Source organism: Paraburkholderia sp. BL27I4N3 (assembly GCF_003386115.1).
Classification (GTDB): domain Bacteria; phylum Pseudomonadota; class Gammaproteobacteria; order Burkholderiales; family Burkholderiaceae; genus Paraburkholderia.
The window spans coordinates 3,510,669-3,525,264 of sequence record NZ_QREJ01000001.1; the positions used below are offsets into that span (position 1 = coordinate 3,510,669).

10 protein-coding genes are annotated in these 14,596 nt (G+C 60.9%); 1 reads left to right on the plus strand and 9 read right to left on the minus strand.

Annotation, left to right across the window (positions count from 1 at the left end; all coding sequences use genetic code 11):
* Positions 1-70 precede the first annotated feature (70 nt).
* From rfbA to B0G71_RS15970, 5 genes are all read right to left on the minus strand, one after another.
* Entirely contained in the window at positions 71-964 is an 894-nt protein-coding gene (rfbA, locus tag B0G71_RS15950) for a glucose-1-phosphate thymidylyltransferase RfbA (RefSeq protein ID WP_116142694.1), read from the minus strand.
* A gap of 10 nt (positions 965-974) precedes the next feature.
* Complete coding sequence (gene rfbB / locus B0G71_RS15955) at positions 975-2,036, minus strand: dTDP-glucose 4,6-dehydratase (RefSeq protein WP_116148639.1); 1,062 nt, start codon at positions 2,034-2,036, stop codon at positions 975-977.
* A gap of 1,393 nt (positions 2,037-3,429) precedes the next feature.
* Positions 3,430-4,164, minus strand: a complete 735-nt coding sequence (locus B0G71_RS15960; RefSeq protein ID WP_116148641.1) for a Crp/Fnr family transcriptional regulator — start codon at positions 4,162-4,164, stop codon at positions 3,430-3,432.
* A gap of 468 nt (positions 4,165-4,632) precedes the next feature.
* Positions 4,633-6,120, minus strand: a complete 1,488-nt coding sequence (locus tag B0G71_RS15965; RefSeq protein ID WP_116142695.1) for a hypothetical protein — start codon at positions 6,118-6,120, stop codon at positions 4,633-4,635.
* A 387-nt stretch (positions 6,121-6,507) separates the two neighbouring features.
* A complete protein-coding gene (locus tag B0G71_RS15970) occupies positions 6,508-8,055 on the minus strand; it encodes a methyl-accepting chemotaxis protein (RefSeq protein WP_116142696.1) in 1,548 nt (515 codons plus the stop codon).
* A 270-nt stretch (positions 8,056-8,325) separates the two neighbouring features.
* Here B0G71_RS15970 and B0G71_RS15975 point away from each other — a divergent pair, with 270 nt between their 5' ends.
* Positions 8,326-9,426 (plus strand): glycosyltransferase, encoded by a 1,101-nt coding sequence (locus B0G71_RS15975; RefSeq protein WP_116142697.1) that lies wholly within the window; start codon positions 8,326-8,328, stop codon positions 9,424-9,426.
* A 102-nt stretch (positions 9,427-9,528) separates the two neighbouring features.
* On the opposite strand, the gene B0G71_RS15980 is transcribed toward B0G71_RS15975, so the two are convergent.
* Genes B0G71_RS15980 through B0G71_RS15995 form a run of 4 tightly spaced genes read right to left on the minus strand, consistent with a single transcriptional unit; the run spans position 9,529 to position 14,249 of the window.
* A complete protein-coding gene (locus tag B0G71_RS15980) occupies positions 9,529-11,406 on the minus strand; it encodes a nucleoside-diphosphate sugar epimerase/dehydratase (protein WP_106286169.1) in 1,878 nt (625 codons plus the stop codon).
* A 5-nt stretch (positions 11,407-11,411) separates the two neighbouring features.
* Complete coding sequence (locus tag B0G71_RS15985; RefSeq protein ID WP_116142698.1) at positions 11,412-12,443, minus strand: glycosyltransferase family 4 protein; 1,032 nt, start codon at positions 12,441-12,443, stop codon at positions 11,412-11,414.
* A 7-nt stretch (positions 12,444-12,450) separates the two neighbouring features.
* On the minus strand, positions 12,451-13,407 hold the full coding sequence (locus tag B0G71_RS15990) for an SDR family oxidoreductase (protein ID WP_116142699.1): 957 nt from the start codon (positions 13,405-13,407) through the stop codon (positions 12,451-12,453).
* Positions 13,404-14,249 carry a glycosyltransferase family 2 protein gene (locus B0G71_RS15995; protein ID WP_116142700.1) on the minus strand — a complete coding sequence of 282 codons (846 nt, stop codon included), beginning with the start codon at positions 14,247-14,249 and terminating at the stop codon, positions 13,404-13,406. The genes B0G71_RS15990 and B0G71_RS15995 overlap by 4 nt, the downstream gene beginning before the upstream one ends.
* Positions 14,250-14,596: the final 347 nt, after the last annotated feature.

Here is a 14,596-nt window from a genome sequence, read left to right on the forward strand (position 1 = left end):
TTCAGCAAGGTGCGTATGAGCTATCGCATGGAAGTCGGAAGCAGCTTCGCTCCATTCGAACATGACGGGGTCAGCGGCTTGGCCACGCCACCTGATCCTTCGGAAGATTGAGCAGATACTGGCCATACGCATTCTTGGCGAGCGGTTTGGCGAGTTGGAGCAATTTCTCCTCGTCGATCCAATGTCGGCGGAATGCAATCTCTTCCGGACACGCCACTACCAAACCCTGACGCTTTTGCAGCGTTTCGATAAACGTAGCCGCCTGGATCAGTGAATCATGCGTACCTGTGTCGAGCCACGCGTAGCCACGGCCCATGATTTCCACTTCGAGCGCATTGCGCCGCAGATAGCACGAGTTGACGTCCGTGATCTCGAGTTCGCCACGTGGCGACGGTCTGATGTCCGCAGCGATGTGGCAGACCTGGTTGTCGTAGAAATAGAGGCCTGTGACCGCATAGTTCGAACGCGGCTTTTCGGGCTTCTCCTCGATGGAGAGCGCGTGAAAACTCTTATCGAACTCGACTACGCCGTAACGTTCCGGGTCATGCACGTGATACGCGAACACGGTCGCGCCGCTGTCACGCGCATTTGCGCGCTCGAGCTGCGCGGCGAGATCGTGACCATAGAAAATGTTGTCGCCAAGAATCAGCGCCGACGGATCGTTACCCACAAAATCCCGCCCGATGATGAACGCCTGCGCGAGCCCGTCCGGCGACGGCTGAACCGCGTACTGGATATTCATGCCCCACTGGCTGCCGTCGCCCAGCATCGCTTCGAAGCGCGGCGTGTCCTGCGGCGTCGAAATGATCAGCACATCGCGAATGCCCGCCACCATCAGCGTGGAGAGCGGATAGTAGATCATCGGCTTGTCGTACACGGGCAGCAACTGCTTGGAGACCACGTGCGTGATCGGATACAGGCGTGTGCCCGAGCCGCCCGCGAGAATAATGCCTTTGCGCGCCATTGCCGTGCCTTTACGCGCGCTGCGCGTAGTTGGTCTCAACCCATTTGCGATAGTCGCCGGAGGCGACCTCGTCCGACCATTCCTGATTGTCCAGATACCACTGGACCGTTTTCGCGAGACCCGTTTCGAACGTTTCCGCAGGCTTCCAGCCGAGTTCGCGTTCGAGCTTGCGCGCGTCGATCGCATAACGGCGGTCGTGGCCCGGACGATCCTTCACATACGTGATCTGGTCGCGGTACGACGCGCCCGCCTTCGGACGCAACTGATCGAGCAGGTCGCACAGCGTATGGACGACCTCGAGATTCTTCTTCTCGTTCCAGCCGCCGACGTTGTACGTCTCGCCCGGCGTGCCGCGCGCGAGCACTTCGCGGATCGCGCTGCAATGGTCGCCGACATACAGCCAGTCGCGCACGTTCTGACCATCGCCATAGACCGGCAGCGGCTTGCCGCCGAGCGCATTGGCGATCATCAGCGGAATCAGTTTCTCGGGGAACTGGTACGGACCGTAGTTGTTCGAGCAGTTCGTGGTGAGCACCGGCAGGCCATACGTATGATGGTAGGCGCGCACAAGATGGTCGGAACCCGCCTTGGTGGCCGAGTAAGGGCTATTCGGCGCGTACGGCGTAGTTTCGGAGAATTGCGCACCCGTAGCGGAGAGCGAGCCGAACACTTCGTCGGTCGACACGTGCAGGAAGCGGAATTCCGCTTTGCCGGCGTCGTTCAACCTGCTCCAATACGAGCGAGCCGCTTCCAGTAGCGTAAAGGTACCTACGACATTGGTCAGCAGGAAGTTCTCCGGCCCGTGAATGGACCGGTCGACGTGAGTCTCGGCCGCCAGATGGATGATCGCGCGCGGCTTGTATTCGGCGAGCAACTCGTCCATTGCAGCGCGATCGCATATGTCGGCGCATACGAAAATATGCAATGGATTGTGCTGCAGAGATTTCAGCGTGCGTAGATTGCCTGCATAGGTGAGCTTGTCGACATTCACGACGGGTTCATCGAAGATTTGCAGCCAGTCGAGCACGAAGTTGGCGCCGATAAAACCGGCGCTGCCTGTCACCAAGATCATGGAAGCCCTTTGGAAGCCGCCTTCATGCAGTTGCGCGGAAGGTCGATTGGAGTCTCGCTGACATCCGTTGAACGATGCGTCCACGGGACGTCGGTAAGCAGCTTTGATATAGCTTTCCATCGCGACTTCCAGCGCCGCGAACAGATGCAACCAGCTTAGTGTAGGGTTCTAGAAATCTTGTTTCAGTGCGGAAAGCAACATACACGCTTTCTCCCGCACTAACGGGGGTAAGGAGGAGAGCTTCGGCGGTCGGGCAACGCTTGCAGTGTTCGCGTTGCCCGTGTCTCCACCACATGGCGTTGCCCGGGTTCGGCCTTATCGCCGATTGCCGGCCATTTCTTTAGCTGAGAGCCGCGTCTGCGTCGTCGCGATGATCGGCGCGGCCTTCATGGTTTGCGGCAGATGCCCCTGCCGATGCGCATCGGGACGCAGGCTGCCTGCGCGTCTCAAAGAAAGAGTTAGTTATCGTCTCGTGACGTTCTGGAACGTGCGACACATAATGCGCATACGAAAACGCCAATCACCACGCCGAATATGAAGCATAAGAAATGTGTCAAAACGCTCGACATTTACCTGGTCCTTTCAATTGAGGCGAGATTGAATTTATAACGATTCACCTCCTTCGCGAATCACCGGAAGTCACCGCGCGCAGCCGGTAGAACGTCAAAGACACACAGGCAGCAGCAATGGTATGACGCGGCGGTTAGCGCGCCAATCATCATACTTTACTAGAATCGCGACCGGGTCGGAAAACGGCACAACTGAAGCAGCACGCGTATGGCGTGGCAGTGGATGCGACATCAGGCACCAGCCGGATGCGGATGATCGCGCCCATTGGAGGACACAGCGTGAAGCCAGCCGCGCATACGAGCATGGCAAAGTCGGCGAAAGCGCGGATGTAGTGCGACGCGAGGCAAGAACTGCAGGCCGCCGCGTAATGACAGTTTGACAGACAAAGCAGACGACGAACGGCAACTTCCGATCAGATCGCGCGGCCTATGCAAGGGCAGTAGGCCGACGAGTCGTGGGCGAGCGCTCCGCGCGAGAGTGATTGCTGACACGCGCGAATAGCTCTCCGCAGGAGCGGGAAACTGCCGCGCACGATCCCGAGCACACGGACCACGGCACGGCATTTCGTTGGCCAGTGCCTGACCATTTGTCTCCAGGCCTTCTTTCTTCTTGCGCTACAAGCACCGCGGCCGATCAATCGCGAGCTTACCGATATCACTACACGTGACCGGCAAGCCTACTCTTTCCGATACCGGCGTCAGGCTCCCTGAAGCCAGGTGCTCGCCACATTTTATAGTTCCGCAAGGCCAGCAATCTGTGCGAACACACAACATATTGCTGGCCGTCCCAGACTTCAATTCGATTTGTGAATACGGCAAAACCCTCAGCGCGTGACTTCCATCGCGTTGATACGCGGCAATAGCCGATCGAATTCGCGTTTCACGATCTCATAACATTCGCATGAGCGCGCCTCAAGTCCGGTCCGATCGAGGATCCGCACACGGCCACGGCTGTGATGGATGAGATCGGCTTCGCAAAGCTTGCCGGAGGCCTCCGTCACGCCTTCACGACGCACGCCGAGCATGTCGGCAATGAGTTGCTGCGTGACTTGCAAATCGCTTGTGCCCGAACGATCGATATCGACCAGCAGCCACCGGCACAGTTGCTCGTCCAGTCGATGCAGCCTGTTGCACGCCGCAGTCTGTGCGACCTGCGTGAGCAGGGCCTGCATGTATAGCAGCATCAGTGAGCGCAGCGAAGCGCAATTGCGCAACGCTTCGCGCAGTGCTGTAGCGCTGATTCGATAAGCGAAACCCCGGCATTGAGCCTGAACGCTGGCTGGCATGGTGTCTCCGCCCGTCAGGATCGGCACGCCTGTCGTGCCATCCCTGCCGATCGCGGCAATTTCCACCGAACTGCCGTTTTCCATGGTTTGCAGCAGAGACACGATCGCTGTGGCCGGAAAATAGACGGTTCGTATGAGTTCACCGGATTTCGACAGCAGTTGCCCCGGACTCAATTCGACGAGTTCAAGATGAGGAAGTATTGCATCCCATTCATGCGTTGGGAGCGCCTCGAACAGACGGTTGCCACGGCTGTATGACTGGAATGTCGTCATCATTTCCCTCACGTAAGTATCGCAGCCTGCCTTGGTACGGCAGGCCTCGCTCGAATCGAGGAACCAATGACGATGCATTGCCCTCATTCGCGCGGTCGGCAAACAGAAGCGGTAATGGAGACGATCAAAGCTTCGCATTGGTCATCGCGTTGCATTCGATGTCGCAGTGCAGCATAGCCGTCAAAGAAGGTCGCGCCAATAATGCTGGCGGAATAGCCCGCACGATCGGCGGATATAAGAGGACTTATTTGCGTTGAACGTTCGTTGAAACGCTGGACGCCAATGTCACTTTGCTGCAGACCGAAAGGACCCCGATGCTAGCTGAAGTGTCAATAGGTCGTAGTGTGGATTCACAACATGTCCAGTTTATTAAGGAGGTCTATGGGATAAAGCAGCCGAACTCGCCCTATCTCAGCGACTCGAGTCGGTGAGCCAGAGTGGTGTTGGGCGGTCATGCTCACCCGTCAGTCAGCGGCGTTGGTCCGCTCGACCGCGACGGGGCCGGCCCCCGGCATGTGTGTCGTCATCCGCCGTCGCGATCATTTCCGCTTCCTGTGCAACAGTCTTCTCGGCCAGCGCTTTCAGAACGCCGGTCAGAATCCGCCTGCCGATTTCATGATGAAAGATCCAGACACCATGGATTCGTCCGGTGAATGCGGCCTCGCTCCCGATCTCCGGGTCGGGCCGAAAGCCGGAACCCAGCCCAAACGTGAAGAGTCCGCGTACCACTTTGCCGTCCATGTCGAGCGGACGGCCGAATTTGTCGACCTCGATGCCGCCCTGGCGGAACAGCAGAGGAATCTCCGCCCCTCGATGGTCGACCAGTACGGACATGTTGGGCCCATAGCCGGCGCTATGAACCACGCCACATGACTGCGTGAGACAGGTGGCGGCACGGGCGCGCTCGCCTTCCCCGGAGGCGGCATCGATCAATTCGACACGCGGCTTCGTTCCCGCGACGCGACCTTGCGACATCACCGAACATGCAATCTCGAACGCGCGGTAGCGCAGACCGCTCGAGCGATTAACGCGCCGCGTGATCGGGCAAATATCGTTGACTGGATCGACCGTATAACCCCATGCGCGCGCTTCCTCCTCGGTTTCGAAAAACAGCCGGATCGGCGAGCGATGAATGATGGCGATTTCATCGAGTCCGGCGCCGCCGAGATCAGTCGCAAGACGCTCGGTCATCGTGAACGCACTATGCGAGCCGCCGAGGATCGTGATCCGGTTCGTACGCCGGGCCGCGGCAGGGGCGAACACGGGCGCGAAGGTGTCGACCAGTTGCGTGGTCGTGAAGCGAAGCAGTTCATCCGACGTGCAGGTGATGACGCCGTTGCCCGGCGATGGTATGTCCAGCGTGCGGCACAGATCATCGACCTCTTCGACGCGCTGCGTTCCGCCGAGATTCATCACGACGGTGTCGCTAATCACCATGCGGCGTGCCGCGGGTCTGCGCGTGTCGTGATAAGCGATTTCGAAGCGGCCGTCCCGATTGTGACGAATCGCATCGATTTCGTGTCCGCGCAGTACATCGACGCCGAAATGTTCGACGAGGTGCGCGATGAGTCGTTCGGCAGCCAGCGTGAGGAGTTCGCCGACCTCGGAGAGCAGCGGTGCGCCGTCGGGATCCGCGGCCAGTTTCCTATGCAACTCGTTGTACTCGCGGATGTCGCCGAACACCTCGTCGAAGCGTTCGTGCTCGAGGCACGCGAGGAAGGATTTTGCGACCGAGTTGCCTGTAACGTTTACATAGTCGCCGAGCTTGCCTGCTCCGAGGCTCGCGCGTTTGTCGATGATCAGCAGCCCGTTTCTGGCCACCTCTGCCAGCTTGCCGCTCTTGAACGTGTAGAACAGGAAGCCCATTCCTGCTGGGCCGGCGCCGCACAACACACACGAGTAATCGCTCGGTACGCTCCCGGAACTATCCAGATCTGCTGCTGAGGACCTCTGCATGACTTTTGGGTTCGATAGTTGTCCGCTGTGAATTGATGCGCCCCATGCGCGTCGCCGGAGTCGAGGACATTCCTCGGATCGGATTCAACACACAATATCCCTTAACGAGACAGATCGCTCTGTGCGCTCGCGCACGGACAAAATTTCGAAACCTTACTGCAAGGTATCTATAGCCCAACATTTTGCTGTACGGAATAAATTTCCTGCCATGCGTTGCGTCGGGAAATTGTTCTTTGAGTAAGCAATCGACGTCCCACCAAAACATAAAATGCCACACATGTGAGCACATTTTACAAAATATAACAATTAGGATTTCTTAATTAAATTGCTGTTAGTGCCCTGTTAAAACCGGCACTCGCGAACAACGCGAGCGCGGCCCCTCTGCCATTACGCCATCTGGAATACCGACACGGCGTCGCGCAATATGATCGCCTGCTCTTCCAGCAATTTCGCCGCCGCAGCGGCTTCTTCCACGAGCGCCGCGTTGTGTTGCGTGACTTCGTCGATCTGCGAGACGGCCTTGTTGACCTGTTCGATACCGTCGCTCTGCTCGAGTGCGGACGCCTCGATCTCATTCATCACGCCGGTCACGCGCTCGACGGCGCTCATCGCTTCATGAATCGTCTTCTGCGCGTCGGACACGAGGGACGCGCCCTCCTGGACCTTGGCGGCCGACTCACCGATCAACTCCTTGATCTCTTTCGCCGCCGCGCCTGAGCGCTGAGCGAGGCTGCGCACTTCCGACGCCACCACCGCGAACCCCCGCCCCTGCTCGCCCGCGCGCGCTGCCTCCACCGCCGCGTTCAGCGCCAGAATGTTGGTCTGAAACGCAATCCCTTCGATCATGCCGATGATTTCCGTCACCTTGCGCGACGACTCGCTGATCCCATCCATCGTTTCAGTGACACGCGACACCACTTTGCCGCCACGCGTGACTGTGTCGAGCGCGCCATGGGCGAGCCGGTTCGCCTGCTTCGCGTTGTCAGCGTTCTGTTTCACCGTGGCCGACAACTGTTCCATGCTCGCCGCGGTCTGCTGAAGCGCCGCAGCCTGCTGCTCGGTGCGCGAGGACAGATCCGCATTGCCCGATGCAATCTCGTTGGCCCCCTGAGTGATCGCCGTCGTGCTGCCGCGTACTTTCGACACGGTCTCGACGAGGCCGTCGCGCATCTTCGTCAAGGCGCCCAGCAACTGGCCCATCTCGTTGCGCGACTTGACTTTGATAGCGACCGTCAAATCACCCGCGGCGATGCGCTCGAAATGCTTGACGGTTGCGTTGACCGGCTTGATCAACGCGACTGACAAACCGATCCGCGCAGCCACCCCTATCACGAGCGCGATGGCGCCGATCGCGGCGAACAGCAGCGTCGCGATCTGGAAGCGCTGCGCGGCCGTTTGCGCTTGCTGATGCTGGCTGTCGATACGCGAGCGTTCCAGCGCGTCGATCGCTTTCGAATACGTGGCGTAAAAACTGTTCGCCGTCTCGCCCTGAATATTGCGGAAGGTATTGAAGTCAAAATCCGCAAGCGCCTTGAATTCCGGCTCGATCGCCTTATCGACCAGCGCGCTGCGCGCCTGTTCCACGGACTGCGCGAGCTTCTGCTCGTTATCGTCCGCAAAAGGGCCGGCCATGTAATTGCGGAAGTCTTTGTTCGATTCGACCAGCACCTTGTGCGCGGCAGGCAACAGGTCGTCGGTCTGCTTGCCGACGCTAAAAAGCGTCTGATACGAACCCAGTGCGAGTTGCACTTGCAGCAGCTTCTCGGAGCTCGCCTTCAGATGCGACAACGCGGCGGCGCTGCGTTGCGTGTCGTCGAGACTGCTGTTGGCGAGCTTGAGCGCGCCATAGCCGACACCGATCACTGTCAGCAGGAAAGCGACGAATACGCTGATCACCAGCGTCAGGCCGCCACGAATTGTGATGTTATTTAGCATTGGGTCTCCGGAACGTCTTGCCGATCGGCGGCGAAACAGGTTGGCAGGCGCGCGCGCCATCTTTTTGCGCGCGACTTACTCTTCGCCGCATCCAGGTTAACGACCTCGCACGGCCACTGCTAAATAGGTGGAATCCATGACTGGCGGGCGTTTGCGAGCGGCTTTGACCTCACTATCTGGGATCCGCGGGCAACCACGCGACGCCGCTGCTTTTCCGGGCGCGGCGCGTTTCGTTTGTATAATTCGGCGTCTTCGCTCAGGCCCACTTTCATGCTTAGTTTTGCGCTCGGCTTTCTCGTTTCACTGCTGATCACGCTGTTGATCGTGCGCTACGCGCATCTGCATGAAAAATTCTCCACCGACACCGATCTGGCCGGCGTGCAGAAATTCCATGTGCGCCCGGTGCCGCGCATCGGCGGGACCGGCATTCTGCTTGGGCTGATCGTCTCCGCCGTGCAGTTGCATCATCAGTATCCCGCCGTGTCGGGCGGCATTCTCGGGCTGATTGCATGCGGCATGCCGGCCTTCGGCTCAGGCTTGGTCGAGGACCTGACCAAGCGCGTGTCGCCGCTTGCAAGGCTCGTCTGCACAATGGCGGCGGCCGCGCTCGCCTATTTCCTGCTGAACATCGCCGTGACGCGCATCAGCGTGCCGCCGCTCGACTTCCTGCTCTCGTACGCGGTGATCTCCTGCGCGGTCACGGTGCTGGCGGTGGCCGCGCTCGCCAACGCGATCAATATCATCGACGGCTTCAACGGACTGGCGTCGATGGTCGCGTTCATGATGTTCGCCTCGCTCGCCTACGTGGCGTTCCAGGTGTCCGATCCGATCGTGTTGTCCGCCTCGTTCATGATGATGGGCGCGGTGCTCGGCTTCTTCATCTGGAATTTTCCAGCGGGGCTGATCTTTCTCGGCGACGGCGGCGCGTATTTCATCGGCTTCATGCTTGCCGAGCTGTCGATCATGCTGGTGATGCGCAACCGCGACGTGTCGGCGTGGTATCCGGTGCTGCTGTTCATGTATCCGATCTTCGAAACCTGCTTCTCGATCTACCGGAAGAAATTCATTCGCGGCATGTCGCCGGGAATTCCCGACGGCGTGCATCTGCATATGCTGGTGTATAAGCGGCTCATGCGCTGGGCGGTCGGCACGCGTACCGCGCGCGAATTGACGCGGCGTAACTCGCTGACGTCGCCGTACTTGTGGCTGCTGTGTCTGATCGCGGTCGTGCCGGCCACGTTGTTCTGGCGGCACACGCTGCATCTGTTCTGCTTCGTGGTGGTGTTCGCCGGGACGTATGTCTGGCTCTACGTGAGTATCGTGCGCTTCAAGTCGCCGCGATGGATGGTGGTGCGAAAGACCCGGCGGTAACGAAAAAAGGCGCTCGAATAAGCGCCTTTTGCATTGTGCGTTTCTTCACGGTGGGCTCGCGATTCCAGGCCGCAGTGAAAGGCAGCCTTCACCGGCTCATGATCACGAAGCCCGCGTCGCCGAGGCTACGCTATGCAACGCCGGTGCGGCAGCCGGCTGATACTCCGGCACCCAGCGCCGCAGATCGCGGCGCACCTCCTGGTCGCTTGGCACACGATGCTGCATCAGCCAGGGCAGCAGTTCGTCGAGGAGATTGTCGGGCGCCTCACGCGCCTGCGCGATGCGCAGCTTGGGATGCGGCGTGCGCGTGGTCGCTTCGTCGTCGGCCAGCAGTTCCTCGTAGAGCTTCTCGCCGGGACGCAGGCCCGTGAAGACAATACGGATGTGCTCCTCGCTGAAGCCGTACAGGCGGATCAGGTCGCGCGCCAGATCGACGATCTTCACCGGCTCGCCCATATCGAGAATGAAGATCTCGCCGCCGTGTCCCATGCTCGACGCTTGCAGCACGAGTTGCGACGCCTCGGGGATCGTCATGAAAAAGCGCGTGATCTCCGGATGCGTGACCGTGACCGGCCCGCCCTTCGCGATCTGTTGCTGAAATTTGGGAATCACACTGCCCGCGCTGCCGAGCACATTGCCGAACCGCACCGTTTCGAACTGCGTGCGCGTGCTGGTCTGCTGCAGTGCCTGGCAGGCCATCTCCGCGAGGCGCTTGCTCGCGCCCATCACGTTGGTTGGGTTCACGGCCTTGTCGGTGGAGATCAGCACGAAATGCTTCACGTCGTGACGAATCGCCGCGCGTGCGACACGGTATGTGCCCAGCACGTTGTTGCGCACCGCCTGCCATGCATTCAGCTCCTCCATCAACGGCACGTGCTTGTAGGCCGCGGCGTGAAAGAGAATGTGCGGCGTGTAGCGCGAGAGCACCTGATCGAGCAGCAAGGAATCTTTGGCGTCGCCGATCACCGGCACCACGGAGAGCTTCGGAAAGCGCTCATGCAGTTCTTCCGCGAGACGGTACATCGCGTATTCGGACAGATCGAACGCGATCAATTGCGCGGGTTCGAAACGCAGAATCTGGCGGCACAGTTCCGAGCCGATCGAGCCGCCCGCGCCCGTCACCATCACCACGCGGCCGCTCAACAGTGCTTCGACGTGCGGCATGTCGATACGTACCGGTTCGCGCCCGAGCAGGTCTTCGAGATCGATCTGACGCACGCGCGACAGGAACGCTTCGCCTTGCGTGAGCGTGGTCAACGCGGGCAGCACCATGGCCCGCACGCCGGCGCGCACGCACAGCGTTGCCACGCGGCGTTGCGCATCCACCGACGCCGACGGAATCGCGATGATCGCGTGCTCGACCTTCATGTCCGAAGCCCAGTGCTGCAGGTCGCTGATCGGCCCCCACACCTTGTAGCCGTAGATTTCGCGGCCCTGCTTGGCGGGGTCGTCGTCGAGCAGGCCCACCAGCCGCCATTCGCTCGAACGCGACAGTTCGCGCGCCAGGCTCGCGCCCGCGTTGCCCGCGCCGAGCACCACTACCGGCTTGCCCTGTCCAACGAGGCCGCCGTACAGATAGAACTCCTTGGAAGCGCGATAGAGCGCGCGCGAGCCGCCCATGGCGAGGAACAACAGAAGCGGGGAAACAGCGAGTACGGAGCGCGGAATGATGGGATGCGGTTGGGCCATGACGGCCACCATCATCATCACGAATGCGCCGGCCAGCACGGCCTTGGCGATGCGCATCAGGTCCGGCAGGCTCGCAAACACCCACATGCCCCGATAGAGGCCGAAGATGCGGAACATCACACCGTAGACGGGGAGCACCCAAATGAGGGTTCGGACGGCGCCGGACCAGAACTCGACCGGAACGTAGCCATTGAAGCGGATCAGATATGCCGCGAGCCAGGTGCCCGCGACTGCGCAAAGGTCGAAGGCGAAAGCGCTAAATGATAGCCATGAGGCTTTGTGTCGAAGCATCGGCGTCACACCTCAGGTTGTTCGGAAACTGCTATCCGGAATCGACGCCAGCGTGAATCGACTCCGATACCCATCAATACCAGTACGATCACCCATGCACCCACGCTACACCATTGAAGCGCTGAAGGCCAGCCAAGCGACACGACAGCAAGTACTATACCAGCCGCCATTACTGCATACCATAGGATGGCCGTCTTCGAATGCCCGAGCCCGTACTGAACCATGCGTTGGTAGTAGTGCTCGCGGTGCGCCTGCCAGATTTTCTCGCCGCGCAGGAGCCGCCGCAGCAGCGTGACCGACGCGTCGCCGATGAACGGCGAAAACACCAGCGCCGGAAACCAGATCGGCCAGACGCCGTCGCTCCAGCCCCAATAGCCGAAAGCGCCCGCCAGGAAGCCGAGCGGAATCGACCCGGCGTCGCCGAGGAAGATTTTTGCCGGGTGGAAGTTGAAGATCAGAAAGCCCGCGGCCGCGCCCGCCACGGCGGCCGAGGCCCACATGAGTTCCGGCGACGGATGCGCGGTGAGCGCGGCCCCGGCAGCGTAGCCCGCGAAGCCGAACAGCGTCATGCCGCCGGCCAGGCCGTCCGCACCGTCCATAAAATTGTAAAGATTGATCAGCCAGAGCAGTAAAAACGACAAGGCCGCCAGCAGCCAGAGCGGCGCCGGCGCGGGGTGCGCCCAGACGAAAATCGCCACTGCGGCCAGGTGCGCCGCAAACCTGACCCGCGCGGGCAGTCCGCGCCGGTCGTCGATCTGCGAGACCGCCGCCAGCACCGCGGCGCACAGCGCGGCAAGCCAGAGGTGTGGCGCGACGACAAGCGTCGCCACGACCGCCACCGGAACGATGCCCCAACCGCCCACCCGCGGCGTGGGCCGTGTGTGCAACGAGCGGTCATTGGGAATGTCGGTGGCCAGGCGCCACGCGAGGCCGGTCCTGAGCAGCGTCCACAGGATCGCCGCGCAGGCACAAGCGGAGCCGAGCGCGATCAGGATCACGGTCGTCCAGCCCGGCATCGTGGAATGGGACATCAGCATGCGTGCCTCAATGCGTGGATCGGTACCAGTGGGCTGTCGCGGCCAGCCCTTCTTCGGTGGAATGCGGCGCCTGCCAGCCCAGCACCGTGCTAATCCGGCTGGTGTCGAGCTGCAATGAGCCGACCAGCCGGTCTACTTGCGCCGTGCGCCCCGTCAGGCGGCCGGCGAGACGTAGCCAGCTCTCAGGCACGGGCAGTAAACGCGCGGGCCGGCCAAGGTGGCGGCCAAGCGCGCGCGCCAGTTCGGCGATCGCCAACGCGTCGTTGTCCGCAACGTGGAAGCACTGCTGGGCCGCGCGCGCGTCGGTCGCGCAATGCACTAAAGCGTCCGCGAGATTGTCGACATAGATGAGGCTGCGTCTTGCGCGAAGCGCGCCGAGCGGCAGCGGTACGCCCTTCCATACGGCGCTCATCAGGCTCAGGAAATTAGCCCGCACGTCCGGACCATAAACCAGCGGCGGGCGCACGATCACGATCTCGAGGCCGGTCTCCGCACCCAGGCGGATCAGCGCTTCTTCGGCAGCGAGTTTCGAGCGACCATACGGATCTTGCGGCGCCGGCGGATCGTCTTCGCGCACCGGGCGGCCCGAATCGGCTTCGGTCATCGCCTTGATGCTGCTGACGAAGACAAAGCGCCGCACGCCGTGCCGCCGCGCGGCGCGCGCGACACGCAGCGTGCCCTCGACGTTGGTCGCCTGGAACGCAGCCTCTGGATCGGCGGCATCCTCGAGCATGACATGCACGCGCGCCGCCAGATGCACGACGCAATCCACCTGCAATGCGGCCGGCCAGCCTGCGTCGATACCCGCGAAATTCACGCTGGGGTCGACCCATTCGTGCACGCCGCGTTCTGGCTGCATCTCACGCCGCACAAGGCCGGTGACCGTGTTGCCGGAGTCCCGCAACGCGCGGCACAGCGCGCGGCCCACAAAGCCGTTGGCGCCGGTAACGAGCACCCGGCTCATAGCCACTTCCAGCCGAACCGGTCGAAGAACTTGTACGCCGACGACATGAACATGCGGATATGCACCGAGCCCTTGCGTGCTGCGCCGCCGCCGTGATGCAACACGCGCACCGCGGGCGCGTAGACGACGCGGGTGACGTCATGCGCGCGAAGACTCAGATCATAGTCCTCGAAGTAAAGGAAATAACGGGCGTCGAAGCCTGCCAGCTGCTTCAAGACCGTCATGCGAAACAGCATGAAACAGCCGCTGACGATCGGCGGATCCCACACTGTGTCACGCGCATTGATCCGATCGCGCATCTCATAGCGCGCGAGTCGACGGACAAACAGCCGACGCATTCCCGAGGGCAAAAAGCCGCGTACAAACAGGTCGAGCAAGGTAGGGTAGCGTCGGCACAAGAACTGTTGCTCGCCATGCTCGTCGCCGATCCATGGCGTGATGAGGCCGGCTTCGGGATGCACATCGAAAAAATCGAGCGCTTCGCGAAGCGCGTCGCTCGCCAGATCGATGTCGGGATTCAGCACCAGGTGATAGCGGCTGGCACTGCGTTCGATTGCCAGATTGTGGCCCCTGCCGTAGCCCACGTTTCCCTGTCCCGCGATGATCGTACAAACGATGCCGCGAGCCCGGAGTTCCTCTAGCGTTGCCGGGATGTCGGGCAGGCCGCCGTTGTCCACCAGATATAGCGTCACCGGGAGTTGCGGCCGGCTGACGTGCAGCGCATCGCACGCGGCGGCAAGCCCCGAGAGCGTGGACACCAACTGTTCTGTATCCGGGTTGTAGACCACCACCGATACGGACAACCCGTCGGACAGGGGATGCAGAGTGCGCGTTTCTTTCATGTAGAACTGCGTGCCTTATCGTGGGCACTTCGGTGGGCACATCGGATGGGCACTTCGAAAGCCGACGTTGCGTAGACGCAACAAACCCGAAGTTTGCTTAAATTTTCGCGGTTCGGCAACCCGTCTTTCCCTTTGTTACGCCCGACACGATTCCGTTAAGCGCCATTTGACATGGTTTGATCGGGTCTTCCGCCTCAGAATCAATCACTTTACCTGTAAGGTTGTGCGCGTTATCGCAGAATAGTAAAGTAACGCCGCCAAACTCCGGCCGCGTGTAACCGGACGAGACTCGGGCTTCAGCGCAGCGCCACAGACGGCAGCCGTCCGCTCAACAAATCTGACAACCG

Coding starts and splice junctions, on each gene's coding strand:
- B0G71_RS15995 (WP_116142700.1), bottom strand. CDS start 14,249: ATGAAAGAAACGCGCACTCTGCATCCCCTGTCCGACGGGTTGTCCGTA.
- B0G71_RS15980 (WP_106286169.1), bottom strand. CDS start 11,406: ATGCTTCGACACAAAGCCTCATGGCTATCATTTAGCGCTTTCGCCTTC.
- B0G71_RS15975 (WP_116142697.1), top strand. CDS start 8,326: ATGCTTAGTTTTGCGCTCGGCTTTCTCGTTTCACTGCTGATCACGCTG.
- rfbA (WP_116142694.1), bottom strand. CDS start 964: ATGGCGCGCAAAGGCATTATTCTCGCGGGCGGCTCGGGCACACGCCTG.
- B0G71_RS15970 (WP_116142696.1), bottom strand. CDS start 8,055: ATGCTAAATAACATCACAATTCGTGGCGGCCTGACGCTGGTGATCAGC.
- B0G71_RS15990 (WP_116142699.1), bottom strand. CDS start 13,407: ATGAGCCGGGTGCTCGTTACCGGCGCCAACGGCTTTGTGGGCCGCGCG.
- B0G71_RS15965 (WP_116142695.1), bottom strand. CDS start 6,120: ATGCAGAGGTCCTCAGCAGCAGATCTGGATAGTTCCGGGAGCGTACCG.
- B0G71_RS15960 (WP_116148641.1), bottom strand. CDS start 4,164: ATGACGACATTCCAGTCATACAGCCGTGGCAACCGTCTGTTCGAGGCG.
- B0G71_RS15985 (WP_116142698.1), bottom strand. CDS start 12,443: ATGCTGATGTCCCATTCCACGATGCCGGGCTGGACGACCGTGATCCTG.
- rfbB (WP_116148639.1), bottom strand. CDS start 2,036: ATGATCTTGGTGACAGGCAGCGCCGGTTTTATCGGCGCCAACTTCGTG.